The following is a 13,790-nucleotide window of genomic DNA, read 5'->3' as shown; positions in this document are numbered from 1 at the left end:
AATGGAAGAATGGATTATCCAGTAATTGATATTGAAGGAACAGGAATTAGGATTAGGGAACTGATCAGAGAAAGCGGACATACAGTACCAGAGGTTTCTGAGTACCTGGGAGCAAGCACATCCCTTGTATATAGATATCTGCGAGGGGAAGTGCTTCCAAGCATAGATAGGATTGTAGCGCTTTCAGTTTATCTGGAAGTTCCTATTGATGACATAATTGCAGTCGATTAAGACTGCGCGTTGCGGCATGGGGTAATGGTAGCCCACAGGATTTTGGTTCCGGTAATCTTGGTTCGATTCCAAGTGCCGTAGTTAAGACATAGTAGCCAAGCTGGAAAGGCAGCGGACTGCAACTCCGCCAACGTGGGTTCGAATCCCACCTATGTCTCTTAGGGCTTGTAGCTCAACTGGTAGAGCTGGGGACTGAAAATCCCTGCGAAGTGGTTCGACCCCACCTGGGCCCATTATGCTTCCTTGGCAGAGCGGATATGCACCGGCCTTTTAAGCCGAGAGATGCGGGTTCAACCCCCGTGGGGAGCACTAAGCTGTTGTAGCTCAGTTGGAAGAGCAGCAGACTCTTAATCTGAAGGTCGTGGGTTCGAGCCCCACTAACAGCATTATTGCGGTATAGCTCAATTGGTAGAGCACCTGACTCTGACTCAGGATGTTGCAAGTTCGAGCCTTGCTACCGTAGTTCCGGACACATAGCTCAATCGGTAGAGCGCCCGGCTGTTAACCGGGAGGTTGTGGGTTCAAGTCCCTCTGTGTCCGCTATTCCAGGATAGCGTGGGAGGTAGAGCATCCGCCTCATACGCGGAAGGTTATGGGATCATGGCCCATTCCTGGGACTCTTTTCCTATAGAGGTGCTTTGTAGATTAGCTATCCAATTTATCAACCACGAGTTTATATACAATGAGATAAATCTCCAATAAAATAAAAATATAGGAGGCAATATCGATGGATGATGGATATAGAAAAGTAATGGAGATCCTAGAAGCAAATAGATTTAGACACATGTTGGAGCCTTTGGATTACACTGTGTCTTGGGAAGAACCTGACAGGGTAAAAGGACTTGACCTTGAAGCTACAAAGAATAGAATGTGCAATCTGATTAAAACAAAGGGATTAAAAGATAAGACCATTGCTGATAAATTGGGTATTACTACACAGGCAGTTAATAAATGGCGCCATAAAGGATCATTTTTTGTGATTGAAAACCTTTATGTTCTCAGCGGTCTCTTGGGTGTAAGTGTTGATAATCTTTTAGTCCCTGTGGCCGTAAAGAAATGGGAAGTTTTGATTGAGAAAAGATGAGAGCCCTAATGTTAGTGAAGGTAAGGTTTTAAGCTTTCAATGAGAAATATGATGTTTACAAATTTTACAGCCATAGAAACTACAGCATATGATTGCACGATCGATATGCTTAGTACTCGTGCGCTCGATTTGGCGACATCACGCGGCAAAAAAGGTATAGAAAGAAATAGAAGGATAGATTATAAAGTCCGATGTTAGACTGATACCAGGCACATTGGAATAATAATCAGGGTTTTAGGATCTATCCGTGAAAGTGGGTAGGTCCTTTTTTAATATAAAAAATGATGGGCGGTAGTTCAATGGTGAGAACCAGTGTCTTATATGCATCTAACCTGAGTTCGATTCTCTGTAGAGTCGTTTATATTGCGGGATAGTCTGGAGATGGTTCCAGCCCAGCCTCATAAGCTGTGCAACGCAGGTTCGAATCCTGCTCCCGCGACTAAGCTATAGAAAACTTGCAGGTTTCAGCTTCATGTTTTATCAACCACGAGTTAACTGACAGTCAGTATGTATAGGGATATCATTTAATTAAATGGATTGTGCGCCGTCACAGTCGGATTTAAAGAGAAGATAAGGAAGGTATAGAACAATGAGAAAATTAGCATCAATACAGAAGATAAAGGAAGTCTTTCCAATACCCGATGCAGACAGACTGGAACTTGTTCAAGTTCTTGGATGGAAGTGTGTCGGAGGAAAGGGAGAATTTCATGTGGGAGATCTGGTGGTCTATTTCGAGATAGATTCCTTTCTCCCTGTATGTGAGGAGTTTGAATTCCTGAGAAAGAGTTCCTACAGAAGTAATGATTTTATGGGTGAAGGATTCAGATTAAAGACTATGAAGTTCAGGGGAGAGATATCCCAGGGATTATGCCTTGGGATTGATAAGCTCTCAAAGCTTCAGGGGATGAGTCTTGAAGAAGGAATGGATGTGACGGAAATCCTTGGAGTTCGCGAGTGGGAAATGCCAGAAAGGGCAGGATCAGGAGGAACCATGATAGGTGATAGGCCCGGATATATACCTAAGACTGATGAGACAAGGATACAGTCAGCGCCGGAGCTGCTTAATGAGTTTAAGGGGCTGCCTTATTACATAACAACCAAGATGGATGGTTCAAGTCATTCTATAGGTGTAAGGGATGGAGAAATTTCTTTTACCGGCCATAACTTCACTTATAAGGATGACGGAAAGTCAGCGTTTGTGGAGCATGTAAAAACAGCAGGTATTCCAGAAAAGATGAAGACATATGCAGAGGAACATGGACTGAACTCTTTGGTTCTCCAGGGAGAATGGTGCGGGGAAGGAATACAGAAGAACAGACTTAGGCTTAAGAAGCCAGAGTGGTTTGTATTTACGGCAAGAGCTGATGATAAGAGAACTGACCTGACAACGCTTAAGGAAATCTGCAGATATGTCGGATGTCAGATGGTTCCGGTGGAAGAGGAAGGCGATGATCTCTTAGCAAAGTATCCTGATGAGGCGGCTCTATTAGCAAGGGCAGAAGGTGTTGGATATAATGGGACAATAAGAGAGGGAATAGTAATAAGACCTGTTACGCCTGTTCACTCTTATACACTTAGCGGACCTTTATCAATGAAAGTGATAAACAACAAGTATCTAATGAAAAATGATGAGTGATCATAGACGGGAGGCAGCATGATATCAACTTTATATGAACCATTTAGGCACTGGTCAGAAAATGGATCTGTTTATATCCTGTCTGATACGCATTTTAAAGATTCTGATTGTAAACTCATGGACCCTGACTGGATAGAACCAGATGAACAGGTTAATATCCTGAATTCTGTGATCATGAAAAATGACACATTTGTCTGCTTGGGAGATGTTGGAAGTCCTGAATATATAAAGAAGCTCAGGGGCAGAAAGAAGATACTGCTTTTGGGAAACCATGACAGAAGGGGAGATTACAAGGGACTGTTTGATGAGATATATTCTGGGCCGCTATTTATAGCAGACAAAATCCTTTTGTCGCATGAGCCGGTATACGGACTTCCGTGGTGTCTAAACATTCATGGTCATGACCATAGTAACATGGAGATGTACAAGGAAGGCTGCAAGCATTTAAACCTTGCAGCCAATGTATGCGGATATACTCCGGTCAATCTTGGAAAACTGATAAAAGACGGGATTCTATCTGATATCGACAGTATACACAGGATCACGATTGACCATGCAGTGGAGAAGAAAGAAAAGAAGTGGATTAGTAAAGAGACGCAGCAATGAAATCGAAGATATTAGAGTTTATAGAAAATAATACAGATAGCTGGGAAGAAAAGCTGAACTCAAGGCTCATTAGGATAAGCCGTAATGGTGATCTGGCGTGCTTTAAGTATGTGGCAGAAGCTGATTTCTCTGATCCACTGGTATGTGAAGCAAGAGGAATCATAATCGATGTGGTTCAGCTTTCTGTGGTCTGCTGGCCGTTTGATAAGTTTTTTAATGTACAGGAACAGTATGCTGCAGATATCGACTGGAATAGCGCCAGGGTGCTGGAAAAGATAGATGGCTCTATGATAAAGCTTTTCTGGTACAAAGATGCTTGGAGATTTGCGACAAGTTCTACCTGTGATGCTAAGGATGCAGCTATTCCAGGGTATAACGAACTGACTTATGCGGACATAATTGCCCGTGCTGAAAACGTAAATGAGATTCCTTTTGAGGAACTGAATAAAGACTATACCTACATTTTTGAGATTGTTTCTCCACTTAGTCAGATTGTTGTCAGATATGAAATGACTGAGCTGTTCTTCCTGACCGCAAGAAATAATCTTACAGGTGAAGAGTTGGATACAGAGCTTCTGCAATTTAGGAGACCCAGGAGCTTTGCGCTAATATCTTTGAATGAGTGTCTTGTTGCTGCTCTTGCGCTAAATAAGGGTGGCGAGATAGAGGATGAGGGTTTTGTCGTGGTTGATGAGAAACATAACAGGGTCAAGATAAAGTCTCCGGCATACGTGGCTATGCACAGATTATCTACGAATAAAGTGTTCACCGTAAAGAGAATGGCTGAGTTTTTCTGTAATGGTGAGGATCTTTCAAAGCTGGCAAAAGATTTTCCGGCTAATGCCCATATCATTAAGTACTATGATTGGCAGTTTGCTGAGATGAAGCATAAAGCAGAAGACATGATGCTTTATTCCAGGCGCCTTTATGAAGAATACGACCACGACAGGAAAGCAGTAGCCATGACCATAAAGGATTCTCCATACGCATGGGCTGGATTCAAGGCAATTGGGAACGAAAAGGACATCACTGATATCATGGCAGTGCTTGCACCGGCAAATGTTGAAAAACTGATTGTGGAGTATCCTGAGATAAGTAATTGAAAGCTGAGAAATTATGGAAGTTATAGGAAAGAATTAAGGGAGAACCTGAAAGCTTGCTGACAGAAGATGCGTGGGATTTATGAATAGCAGTTAAAAGAATGTAGCTTATGAATTCGGGAATCGAAAACAATAATAGAAATAGTATTAAATATCGCCCTATTACATTTGATTCAGCTAAGAAAATGTTCACATACTTGCAGGATGTTGGGGATTTATATAGTCCTGATGAACGTATCTATGTATTTAACTATAGTGAATCTGGAGCGCTTGCGGTGTATAGGATTTGTGAGCTAAGAGCCAAAGAGCTTAGTAGGGACAGTAAGGAAGCTGATGAATACTGGGGTGCATTCCTCGGACCAGGAGGAAGTATCTATGACGTTCCTGGCGAACAATGTGGCGTTGATTATGCAATGAAGTTCTGTGAGGACTGGTACAAATCAGAATGGTACGACACCAGAGATTATGCTGATTTAGTTTTATGAGAGAAGATGAGGCACTAGAAGGATGGAAACAGGAGAATATAGATGCAAACTGAGGACATCACATTTAAAATAATAGGCAGAGATGCGAAAAAACTTAATGAATTCCAAAAGCTTCATGATGGCTGTCTTGAGGGACTGGCTGGAGACAGGTTTTCCTATTCTTTTTCACCAACGTCTCTTGGCATGGCAATAACTGTCAGCTATTCCTGCGGACAAAAACTGTATTTAGGTAATTTTCTCGATCATGATGAGAAAGAAATAGATTTGAGTAAGTACGGTCCATTATCAAAACGTGATCTTGAGAATAAGAAGTTCGAGGAAGATGTCCTTAGGATACTTCAAATGGAGGATCCGCGGATATGTGCGATAGCATCCGCAAGGAAACAGACCTTTGATATGATATATTTTTTTGCGATGGGAGTTGCATGTCATTCGGATTCGAGAATTTCAAAATCGGTTCTTTATAGTTACAGTCTGGATAAGAATCATCACGAAACTAAAAACTATACTGGAACGGAGCAAGAAAATATAGAATTATTCTTCAAATATTTTAAGCAAAAGATTCGTGAAGAAATTGAAAAATATGATTGTGAAAATGAAGCTCTTTTGAAGAAACTGTCTTCTTGATATGAGTGGACGGGATAGGAAGGCGAAGAAATGGGACGAGATGAAAATGTAGCAATATTCCAAGATACAGAAAAGATGTGCAGAGAGAACGTTCGGCTAAGGGAGTCTATAAAACAGGCATCTGAGAATCAGAAGCTTATTCTGGAGGGAGATTCATTATTTGCAACTGAGAAAGATAAGTATGATGAATCAGCTAAGATAGTAGTCTCAAAGAAAAAGACATTTGAGGCTGCAAGTGCATACAAAGGTATGAAAGTTGCTGTTCATAATTTTGCGTCAGCAACAAATCCGGGCGGTGGAGTGGTTAAGGGATCTACAGCCCAGGAAGAATGTCTGTGCAGATGCTCGACTTTGTACAGCATGCTTAATGTCAAGGAGATGTGGAATGGATTTTATGCTCCTCACAGGAATGCAGCTGATCCAATTCACAATGATGACATTATATATACTCCGGGAGTTGTAGTGTTTAAAACAGACACAGCAGCTCCTGTTGTTATGCCAGAAACGCAGTGGTATGAAGTTGACGTTATTACCTGTGCTGCTCCTAATCTACGGGACAATCCAAGTAATCCATATAACAAGAACGATGGAAATAGAAAGGCAAAAATATCAGATAGAGAGCTGCTTGAACTTCATGAAAAGAGGCTCAAGAGAATACTGGATGTTGCTGTGGTAATGATGATGAAGTAGTTATATTGGGGGCATTTGGATGTGGAGCATTTCAGAATAAACCAGATATTGTTGCCAAAGCTGCAGCAAATGTGATAGGCGACTTCCTACACCTGTTCAAAAATATAGAGTTCGCCGTATATTGCAGTCCAAGAGATAGCCGAAATTATGACGTGTTTAAGAGGCTATTAGCTAACAGATAGGAATAGGGATAATGAAATTTGGCGATTTAAGGCAAATGATAGATAGAACAGCAAGGATACAGATTTGTGATCACGTCTCTGGAGATTATATGGATTACAGATTTGTTGAGGATGTCCCACATGAAAATGATAGCAGGACGGTCTTTGGTATCGGGCTTGTGAGAAGCGAATACAGAGAAGAGGGAGTGTTAAGCTATGGGCGAAATTGCTATGCAATAGAGATAAGACTATTGGAACCAGAAACAATTCTGGGTAGCAAGGTATTAGAATATGAGGCAAAAGACAAAATGAAGGCATTGATCATTAATTGTAGTCCTGTTCGTACAGGATCAACTGCTGAAATAGCCAAGCTAGTCTCAGAACAGTTATCAAATAAATATAGTGTTAATAGCATCTGCATAGATGATTATTCTTTTGCTTTCTGTAAAGGCTGCCGTTTATGCCACAATACAGCGAAATGTGCTATGAGTGATGCGAATGTCATCGAAGATATAATGGATGAGTTTGATGCTGCGGATTTTATTGTCTCCGTTTCTCCGTCATATTGGGCAGATATTCCCGGGCAGTTTAAGGCATTCATCGACAGATGTACACCTTGGTGCAATACACACGAACCTCATGCGTATATTAAGCCCGGAAAGAAGGGATATGCCATTGCTCTGAGGACTGGTCCTAATATGCCAGAATGTGAGAGAATCATCGGCAGCATAGAACATTTTTATGGCCACTTGGAAATAGAAAGTGTGGGTCACCTTGGACTGACATCTATCGAATATAAAGCGGATGTAGAAACGAGAAAACAGGAAATCATAGAATTCTGTAAGATTATTTAGTCGTATGGATTTTGAATTTCAGGTTAAATAGGTAAGGAATAACAATGATAAGACTTGTTGAGCAACGGGATAAAGAAATATGGTATACCCTGGATAGGCATCTACCGGAATCAGTGTTTGATGAAAAGGTGAGATGCGAACAGGGATATGTCTGTGTTGAAGATGGTAAGATAATCGGGGTGCTGAGATATAATCTTTTTTGGGATAATACTCCATTTTGCACCATGCTTTTTATTGACTGTGATTATCGTAGAAAGGGATATGGAGTTCAGTTGATGCAGCACTGGGAACAGAATATGAAATCCCAGAGCTATGGAATGCTGATGACATCGACTCAGGTTGATGAAGATGCTCAGCATTTATATAGAAAACTGGGCTATAAGGATTGTGGTGGGTTTGTGGTCGATATCCCGGGGTATGAGCAGCCGATGGAAATGATCATGATAAAGGGGTTAACAGATGGCATCAAATAAAGATTATTTGGATTACATATTGGAGCAACTGTCGGAGCTTAATGATATAACACATCGTGCGATGATGGGTGAATATGTCCTATATTATCGAGGTAAGGTATTTGGCGGTATCTATGATGACCGCTTCCTGGTGAAACCTACAAAATCTGCTATAGCTATGATGCCTGATGCGGAGATGGAACTTCCGTATGAAGGAGCAAAAGAAATGATCCTTGTAAATGATGTTGATAACAGGGAGTTTATGAGGGAACTCGTAGAGGCGATGTATGAGGATTTACCGGTGCCGAAGAAGAAATAACTTTACGATAACTTTCAGCATAATCGAGGAGAATTATGAGTAATCCGTGGGAAGAAGTCAGTTTGAATGATTATGAGAATCATATGAGCCTTGATTCTGTAAAACAACTTCAAACTATGAATTCAATAATGAAGGAGCAGTTTGAAGATTATCCGGTTTCAACGGCTATGGTCCTTGGAGTCGCCGGTGGAAATGGCTTGGAGCATGTAAGCCGGGATAAGTACCGGACTGTTTATGGAGTGGATATCAATGAAGATTATATTCAAATAGTTTCGGAACGATATGCACATTTGTCTGATATACTTAAATGCTTGAAGATAGATCTGATCTGCGATGCGGATCAGCTTCCCGGGGCGCAGTTGCTGATAGCAAACCTTCTTATAGAGTATATTGGTTATGATGTATTTCAGAGAGTGGGCTATAAGATTTTTCGTGATGACGGCAACAGATATTTAATGAAAAAAGATGAGATTCATATTGCGGAAGAGCGCATTACTGCTGAGGAATATGTTGATTTTTTAAAGAGAACCGATTTGGGGTCACAATATCCGAAAGAGCGTTTTGAAGAACGAATCAGGAAGCTTGTTAAGAATGTTTCCATCAGTCTGATCGCGCGTAATGATGAAGGACTGATTGTTGGGACTTTGTTTGGACTTACAGATTTCTGCTATTGGTTGTACGTGACAGACCTTGGCGTGGACAGGAATTATGAGAGGCAAGGCATCGCGAGCAGGCTCATGAAGACTGCACATGAAATTGCCGGCGGAGAAAAGGATATAGCCGTATATCTGATTGCCAATGAAGATGCTGTAGGCTTTTATGAGAAAATCGGTATGAAAAGGGCTGACGATGTAATGAAATACAACCACATAGAATGGACTGAATGGACAATATGAGTGGCTGGCAGATTTATATTTCAGTTGTTGAAAAAAATGTGTAGAAGATCAAATTGAGGTAATTATCTGATAACTGCCTCAATTACATTTTTAGAATGGTTTATATGTTATGACATGGCCGTATTATTTTCAAAGAAATGACATTCTTTTAGAAAAGATTGTATAATTAAGGAGAAGAAAACAGTTGCATTATCAAGAAAGTAGTGGGTGTGCATAATGATAAATGAAATTCTATATATGGAAATAAGGTTAGTAGGTGCTTTTAGCGAAAGATATAAGCTTACCAGGGCAGCTGCAAACAGAATTTTTACAAAGTATAATATCTGGCAGTACATTGAGTCATGCTATGATGTTTTCCATATCAATGGGGATGACTACAATTTGGATGATATATGTAATGTTTTGAAGCGGAAAGGGGCAGCTCTATGAAATTAAAAGATGGGATGCTTCTTTACCATGGTAGTTATACGAGTGTTGAAAACATTGATTTGAACCAGTGCATGAATGGCAAAGATTTTGGCAAAGGTTTTTATCTTACAAGTGATCCTAATCAGGCCAGAAGTTTTATAAGGTCTTCTTTGATTAAGGCACAAAATACCGGAAATGCCCCTATAACACAGAATTATGGGTATGTGTCATCATTTCGTTATCATAAACCTGAACAGGAAATAGCGGTACATGAGTTTGAAAATGCCGACAGAGAGTGGCTTTGGTTTATTTCTCAAAATAGAAGAAAACGGCTAGCGGAGGACTTGATTCCGCTGATTACTGGCAAAATATTTGACGCTGAAATCATTATTGGCAAAATTGCGAATGATACAACGAATCCTGTTATTACAGCGTATCTTAATGGATTGTATGGAGACATTAAGACTGAGAAGGCAGTAAATTTTGCTATTGAACAATTATTGCCAGATCACCTGTCGGATCAGTATTGTTTTCTTACTGAAGGTGCGGTTAGTTGTTTGGAGTTTCAGGAGGCAAGGAAATATGTCATCTGATAAAATGAATGCTTGTGCAGATATGGTTCTTACTAATGCTATTGAAGATATGGCAATGGAAGAGAATATCTCAATAGATGAAGCAAGAAATAAGCTTTTGGATTCGGACGCTTGTAAATGTTTGTACGATTTTGATTCAAAGTTATGGATGGAAGGTTCTGATTATTTTCTTGATTTTTACAGAATGATTGAAAATAAGCAGCATATCTCCTAGATAAATCGTGAAAATCGTCTAGAAAGGCGGGGGATCAGAATGAAGGCTTATATCCGCCGTACTCGGTACGATTGTTCGCTGGTTTGAACTTGACATGCCGATCAGTACAAGAAAACTGGCTGAGCTTATCATAGGCTCCACAAAGTATGGGATCTTGTAATGAGATGATAATTGACAACTTCTAATTGAAGAAGAGAAACATAATACTATTATTGAGAAAGATCGGGAAACTGGTCTTTTTCTTTTACCCAAAATCAGTAGACCCTCAAACCAAACCCTCAAACAGCCCTCAAACTAGACCCGCAAAATGATTGACCCTCAAAAACTTTGAATGCTTAATGTCAAGGAGATGTGGAATGGATTTTATGCTCCTCACAGGAATGCAGCTGATCCAATTCACAATGATGACATTATATATACTCCGGGAGTTGTAGTGTTTAAAACAGACACAGCAGCTCCTGTTGTTATGCCAGAAACGCAGTGGTATGAAGTTGAAGTTATTACCTGTGCTGCTCCTAATCTACGGGACAATCCAAGTAATCCATATAACAAGAACGATGGAAATAGAAAGGCAAAAATATCAGATAGAGAGCTGCTTGAACTTCATGAAAAGAGGCTCAAGAGAATACTGGATGTTGCTGTGGATAATGATGATGAAGTAGTTATATTGGGGGCATTTGGATGTGGAGTATTTCAGAATAAACCAGATATTGTTGCCAAAGCTGCATCAAATGTGATAGGCGACTTCCTACACCTGTTCAAAAATATAGAGTTCGCCGTATATTGCAGTCCAAGAGATAGCCGAAATTATGACGTGTTTAAGAGGTTATTAGCTAACAGATAGGAATACTTTGAACTATTTTTTCAATATTTTCTCACATAATCGTATTTCACCATTATCTTACATTAAAAACATATAAAAATGCATTGAAACCTTTAAAAACCATTAAAATACATTAAAATCCATTAAATATACAATAAAGTCATTAAAAGCCTTTAAAAAGTGATATAATACCATTAACAGGAGGTATAACTTTCATGAACAAATCAGCTGAAATTTTTAAGCCAGGGGCATTACCTGTGACTACTTATATTTCCAGAGAAGCTGCGCTAGGTTTTACTTATGAGGAGAGACTTGAGCAGGCGTTAAATATGTCTGGGTATATAACACTTATTTCCGGTCCATCCAAAATAGGAAAAACGGTACTGTGTGAAAGAGTTGTGGGAATCGACAACCTTGTAGAAGTATTGGGTTCAGACTTTTTGAATAAAGAAAATGTATGGAAGACAATCGGTGCAAAGGCAGGGATGCCTTTATCGGGAATGGTTACTACAGGAAATACTGATAATTCTATATCTGAGGAGTACATTGTAACACGAGAAAATGTTATAGCTTATTATCAGGAGCATGAACTTGTGCTGCTTATTGATGATTTTCATTACGCAAGCGAAGAAATACAGCGATTTTTATCGCAACAGCTGAAAGATGCTATCAGGAAAGGACTAAAGGTAATAATATCTTCGCTTCCTCACAGATGTGACGATGCAATCAGAACCAATCCTGATCTGCAGGGACGTATAAGTATAATCGATATTAAGCCCTGGTCTAAGGATGAACTGAGACAGATTCCAAGAAAAGGATTTGAGCAGCTTGGAATACATGTTGATGATAAGTATATTGAAAGCTTAGTCGGCGAGAGCCTTGCATCACCTCAATTGATGCAATTGTTATGCCTGAATCTGTGTGTGCTTATAAAGGCAGATTCTGGTAATGCAGTTGATGTTAGCGAAGAGATTATAAAAAAAGCTTATAAGTTTTCAACTCTGAACCTGGACTTTAAAAACGTCACTGCTGTTATCAGTAATGGAAAGACAAAACGTGGTAGAGAACGAAAAAAATATTGTACAAGCAAGGGAGAGTTGGATTTATATTCGCTTATACTTGAAGCTATTGCTCAGGATCCGCCAATAGAGGAGATTGGATTAGATGACCTGTTGACGAGAATCAATAAAACAATTGTTGGAGATGATAAGGTTACACCTAAATCATTAAAAGAATATCTGGGCAACATACAGGAAGTCCTAAACGATAAAAACAGAACTTTTGTGGTTCTTGAGTGGAGAGATAACGTACTGTATGTTATAGAAGCATTATTCTTATTCTATTTACGTTGGGGACGCAATGAACAGGGAACAGAGTATTGATTTTATTCAGGCTATAGAAGACACTAAAGCGTTAGAAAGAGCAATTTTAGATATCATAGATGAATTGAAATCAGAGGGCTCCAAAGAAATCGCAGATGGCTTAGAGCAGCTTATACCGATATCAAATAATAGATTTTCTGTAATTGGCCAGAAGGAACTATTACAGGAATCCAAAAGAAGAGCTATCAGCATACTTAAGAGTGAACCCCAATTTAATCACGTCAGCGAGAAAGAAGCATGTTGCATCGTTGAGAGAGTATTAGGAAATGTGCAGCTTTATCTGCAGGATATGTTTAAGCGACAGCCACATACTAAATGTACTGACAGTGTTTTGAGTATGCAAAAGTGTTTTGATATTGGTAATGAATATGATCTGCAACATATAGTATATGCTCTGCTAAGAGCAGTGTTTCCGCTTGCCAGAATAGAAGAGTATCAGGATGCAGGAGCGTGTGCTGTTAGAAAAGACATATGTATTGATGAGTTTGACATTGCGATAGAGTTAAAATGTACAAGAGATAGCCTTTCCGCTAAAAAGCTTTCAGAGGAAGTAGCATCTGACATTGTTCACTATGATAATAAAAACATTTTCTTTTTAATATATGATAAAGCTAGAATAATAGACAATATCGATGTATTTAGGGATACCTATGAGAAAACTGACATGAGTAAAAACGTGAAGGTGTTTGTGATGCTATAGAAACCGATAAACATTCCTCGGCATCTATTTTTTGCCAAGGGAATTGCACAAATAGCCAGTATGGATGTTTTTTAATACAAAAAATAATAGTTAGCTGTCTGGCTGAGATGGATGAAATATAGTCGTAATACTGAGCATCAGCTCATGAGTGCACTGGCACTTGTGGCTGGTGCTTTTTCTTGTAGGTCGTGACCACGTGCCGCGCGCTGCTTCAAGTTTTGCCGGCAGCAAAACGATCAAGCGCGTGGCACACAAAACCACCCGCTAAGCGGGTGGGTGTTCAAGTTATACAAAATCACCGTATCCTCACTATAATAGTAGTGCTCAAGCCACTATGTAGAAAGGATACGGTGATATAAATGGCGAATAAAGAATACTCGCTCGCCCATACGAAATGGATGTGTAAATATCATATCGTATTTACACCAAAGTATAGACGAAAAATAATTTACAATCAATATAAGGAAGATTTGCGCGATATAATAAAGCACCTATGTAATTACAAAGGTGTAGAGATAATAGAGGGGCA

19 protein-coding genes and 9 tRNA genes are annotated in these 13,790 nt (G+C 39.7%); all 28 read left to right on the top strand.

The window, feature by feature from the left end; genetic code table 11:
• Window positions 1-9: 9 nt before the first annotated feature.
• Window positions 10-231, top strand: coding sequence for a helix-turn-helix domain-containing protein (locus tag T357_RS0114005; protein ID WP_027206587.1), 222 nt, complete (start codon window positions 10-12; stop codon window positions 229-231).
• 10 nt (window positions 232-241) lie between these two features.
• A tRNA-Gln gene (locus T357_RS0114000) sits at window positions 242-312 on the top strand.
• Between the two features lie 4 nt (window positions 313-316).
• Window positions 317-388, top strand: a tRNA-Cys gene (locus T357_RS0113995).
• A 4-nt stretch (window positions 389-392) separates the two neighbouring features.
• Window positions 393-464, top strand: a tRNA-Phe gene (locus tag T357_RS0113990).
• 4 nt (window positions 465-468) lie between these two features.
• Window positions 469-540, top strand: a tRNA-Lys gene (locus tag T357_RS0113985).
• Window positions 541-544: 4 nt separating this feature from the next.
• Window positions 545-617 (top strand) — tRNA-Lys (locus tag T357_RS0113980).
• A 4-nt stretch (window positions 618-621) separates the two neighbouring features.
• Window positions 622-694, top strand: a tRNA-Gln gene (locus T357_RS0113975).
• A 4-nt stretch (window positions 695-698) separates the two neighbouring features.
• Window positions 699-771: transfer RNA gene (locus tag T357_RS0113970), tRNA-Asn, on the top strand.
• Between the two features lie 187 nt (window positions 772-958).
• The gene (locus T357_RS20460; protein WP_049962445.1) at window positions 959-1,315 is read left to right on the top strand and encodes a helix-turn-helix domain-containing protein; all 357 of its coding nucleotides are present in this window, start codon (window positions 959-961) and stop codon (window positions 1,313-1,315) included.
• A gap of 287 nt (window positions 1,316-1,602) precedes the next feature.
• Window positions 1,603-1,672, top strand: a tRNA-Ile gene (locus T357_RS21245).
• Between the two features lie 7 nt (window positions 1,673-1,679).
• Window positions 1,680-1,754 (top strand) — tRNA-OTHER (locus tag T357_RS0113955).
• A gap of 150 nt (window positions 1,755-1,904) precedes the next feature.
• Window positions 1,905-2,951, top strand: a complete 1,047-nt coding sequence (locus tag T357_RS0113950) for an RNA ligase (ATP) (RefSeq protein WP_031553881.1) — start codon at window positions 1,905-1,907, stop codon at window positions 2,949-2,951.
• A gap of 18 nt (window positions 2,952-2,969) precedes the next feature.
• Entirely contained in the window at window positions 2,970-3,557 is a 588-nt protein-coding gene (locus tag T357_RS20455; RefSeq protein WP_049962444.1) for a metallophosphoesterase, read from the top strand.
• On the top strand, window positions 3,554-4,660 hold the full coding sequence (locus T357_RS0113940) for an RNA ligase (protein WP_031553876.1): 1,107 nt from the start codon (window positions 3,554-3,556) through the stop codon (window positions 4,658-4,660). The genes T357_RS20455 and T357_RS0113940 overlap by 4 nt, the downstream gene beginning before the upstream one ends.
• Before the next feature lie 107 nt (window positions 4,661-4,767).
• A complete protein-coding gene (locus T357_RS0113935) occupies window positions 4,768-5,142 on the top strand; it encodes a hypothetical protein (RefSeq protein WP_031553874.1) in 375 nt (124 codons plus the stop codon).
• A 42-nt stretch (window positions 5,143-5,184) separates the two neighbouring features.
• Window positions 5,185-5,769 carry a hypothetical protein gene (locus T357_RS0113930; RefSeq protein ID WP_031553871.1) on the top strand — a complete coding sequence of 195 codons (585 nt, stop codon included), beginning with the start codon at window positions 5,185-5,187 and terminating at the stop codon, window positions 5,767-5,769.
• Between the two features lie 30 nt (window positions 5,770-5,799).
• A complete protein-coding gene (locus tag T357_RS19395; RefSeq protein WP_242840122.1) occupies window positions 5,800-6,459 on the top strand; it encodes a TIGR02452 family protein in 660 nt (219 codons plus the stop codon).
• A gap of 193 nt (window positions 6,460-6,652) precedes the next feature.
• Window positions 6,653-7,474 carry a flavodoxin family protein gene (locus tag T357_RS0113920; protein WP_330373131.1) on the top strand — a complete coding sequence of 274 codons (822 nt, stop codon included), beginning with the start codon at window positions 6,653-6,655 and terminating at the stop codon, window positions 7,472-7,474.
• Between the two features lie 44 nt (window positions 7,475-7,518).
• Entirely contained in the window at window positions 7,519-7,947 is a 429-nt protein-coding gene (locus tag T357_RS0113915; RefSeq protein WP_031553865.1) for a GNAT family N-acetyltransferase, read from the top strand.
• Window positions 7,934-8,245: a TfoX/Sxy family protein gene (locus tag T357_RS0113910; protein ID WP_031553862.1), complete on the top strand. Its 312-nt coding sequence runs from the start codon at window positions 7,934-7,936 to the stop codon at window positions 8,243-8,245. The genes T357_RS0113915 and T357_RS0113910 overlap by 14 nt, the downstream gene beginning before the upstream one ends.
• Window positions 8,246-8,280: 35 nt before the next feature.
• Window positions 8,281-9,141: a bifunctional class I SAM-dependent methyltransferase/N-acetyltransferase gene (locus tag T357_RS21490; protein WP_197027354.1), complete on the top strand. Its 861-nt coding sequence runs from the start codon at window positions 8,281-8,283 to the stop codon at window positions 9,139-9,141.
• 237 nt (window positions 9,142-9,378) lie between these two features.
• Complete coding sequence (locus T357_RS0113895) at window positions 9,379-9,570, top strand: DUF3791 domain-containing protein (RefSeq protein ID WP_242840121.1); 192 nt, start codon at window positions 9,379-9,381, stop codon at window positions 9,568-9,570.
• Window positions 9,567-10,142, top strand: a complete 576-nt coding sequence (locus T357_RS0113890) for a DUF3990 domain-containing protein (RefSeq protein ID WP_031553857.1) — start codon at window positions 9,567-9,569, stop codon at window positions 10,140-10,142. Before T357_RS0113895 ends, T357_RS0113890 begins: the two co-directional genes overlap by 4 nt.
• The gene (locus T357_RS0113885; RefSeq protein ID WP_026512033.1) at window positions 10,132-10,356 is read left to right on the top strand and encodes a hypothetical protein; all 225 of its coding nucleotides are present in this window, start codon (window positions 10,132-10,134) and stop codon (window positions 10,354-10,356) included. The genes T357_RS0113890 and T357_RS0113885 overlap by 11 nt, the downstream gene beginning before the upstream one ends.
• 331 nt (window positions 10,357-10,687) lie before the next feature.
• The gene (locus T357_RS0113880; protein ID WP_049962442.1) at window positions 10,688-11,200 is read left to right on the top strand and encodes a TIGR02452 family protein; all 513 of its coding nucleotides are present in this window, start codon (window positions 10,688-10,690) and stop codon (window positions 11,198-11,200) included.
• Between the two features lie 194 nt (window positions 11,201-11,394).
• On the top strand, window positions 11,395-12,561 hold the full coding sequence (locus tag T357_RS0113875) for a P-loop NTPase family protein (protein ID WP_031553852.1): 1,167 nt from the start codon (window positions 11,395-11,397) through the stop codon (window positions 12,559-12,561).
• The gene (locus T357_RS0113870) at window positions 12,539-13,261 is read left to right on the top strand and encodes a PD-(D/E)XK nuclease domain-containing protein (RefSeq protein WP_031553849.1); all 723 of its coding nucleotides are present in this window, start codon (window positions 12,539-12,541) and stop codon (window positions 13,259-13,261) included. Before T357_RS0113875 ends, T357_RS0113870 begins: the two co-directional genes overlap by 23 nt.
• A 359-nt stretch (window positions 13,262-13,620) precedes the next feature.
• The coding region (locus T357_RS0113865; RefSeq protein WP_031553846.1) for a transposase at window positions 13,621-13,790 on the top strand (170 nt) is incomplete at its 3' end.

Origin of the sequence: Oribacterium sp. FC2011 (assembly GCF_000701645.1) — a bacterium.
Classification (GTDB): Bacteria; Bacillota; Clostridia; order Lachnospirales; family Lachnospiraceae; genus Oribacterium.
The sequence above is the reverse complement of the archived record's forward strand: the minus strand, read 5'-3'. Positions and strand labels throughout refer to the sequence as shown.

Bases quoted from the DNA above. Each gene is read 5' to 3' on its own strand.
- T357_RS0114005 (WP_027206587.1), top strand. From the start codon at position 10: ATGGATTATCCAGTAATTGATATTGAAGGAACAGGAATTAGGATTAGG.
- T357_RS20460 (WP_049962445.1), top strand. From the start codon at position 959: ATGGATGATGGATATAGAAAAGTAATGGAGATCCTAGAAGCAAATAGA.
- T357_RS0113950 (WP_031553881.1), top strand. From the start codon at position 1,905: ATGAGAAAATTAGCATCAATACAGAAGATAAAGGAAGTCTTTCCAATA.
- T357_RS20455 (WP_049962444.1), top strand. From the start codon at position 2,970: ATGATATCAACTTTATATGAACCATTTAGGCACTGGTCAGAAAATGGA.
- T357_RS0113940 (WP_031553876.1), top strand. From the start codon at position 3,554: ATGAAATCGAAGATATTAGAGTTTATAGAAAATAATACAGATAGCTGG.
- T357_RS0113935 (WP_031553874.1), top strand. From the start codon at position 4,768: ATGAATTCGGGAATCGAAAACAATAATAGAAATAGTATTAAATATCGC.
- T357_RS0113930 (WP_031553871.1), top strand. From the start codon at position 5,185: ATGCAAACTGAGGACATCACATTTAAAATAATAGGCAGAGATGCGAAA.
- T357_RS19395 (WP_242840122.1), top strand. From the start codon at position 5,800: ATGGGACGAGATGAAAATGTAGCAATATTCCAAGATACAGAAAAGATG.
- T357_RS0113920 (WP_330373131.1), top strand. From the start codon at position 6,653: ATGAAATTTGGCGATTTAAGGCAAATGATAGATAGAACAGCAAGGATA.
- T357_RS0113915 (WP_031553865.1), top strand. From the start codon at position 7,519: ATGATAAGACTTGTTGAGCAACGGGATAAAGAAATATGGTATACCCTG.
- T357_RS0113910 (WP_031553862.1), top strand. From the start codon at position 7,934: ATGGCATCAAATAAAGATTATTTGGATTACATATTGGAGCAACTGTCG.
- T357_RS21490 (WP_197027354.1), top strand. From the start codon at position 8,281: ATGAGTAATCCGTGGGAAGAAGTCAGTTTGAATGATTATGAGAATCAT.
- T357_RS0113895 (WP_242840121.1), top strand. From the start codon at position 9,379: ATGGAAATAAGGTTAGTAGGTGCTTTTAGCGAAAGATATAAGCTTACC.
- T357_RS0113890 (WP_031553857.1), top strand. From the start codon at position 9,567: ATGAAATTAAAAGATGGGATGCTTCTTTACCATGGTAGTTATACGAGT.
- T357_RS0113885 (WP_026512033.1), top strand. From the start codon at position 10,132: ATGTCATCTGATAAAATGAATGCTTGTGCAGATATGGTTCTTACTAAT.
- T357_RS0113880 (WP_049962442.1), top strand. From the start codon at position 10,688: ATGCTTAATGTCAAGGAGATGTGGAATGGATTTTATGCTCCTCACAGG.
- T357_RS0113875 (WP_031553852.1), top strand. From the start codon at position 11,395: ATGAACAAATCAGCTGAAATTTTTAAGCCAGGGGCATTACCTGTGACT.
- T357_RS0113870 (WP_031553849.1), top strand. From the start codon at position 12,539: ATGAACAGGGAACAGAGTATTGATTTTATTCAGGCTATAGAAGACACT.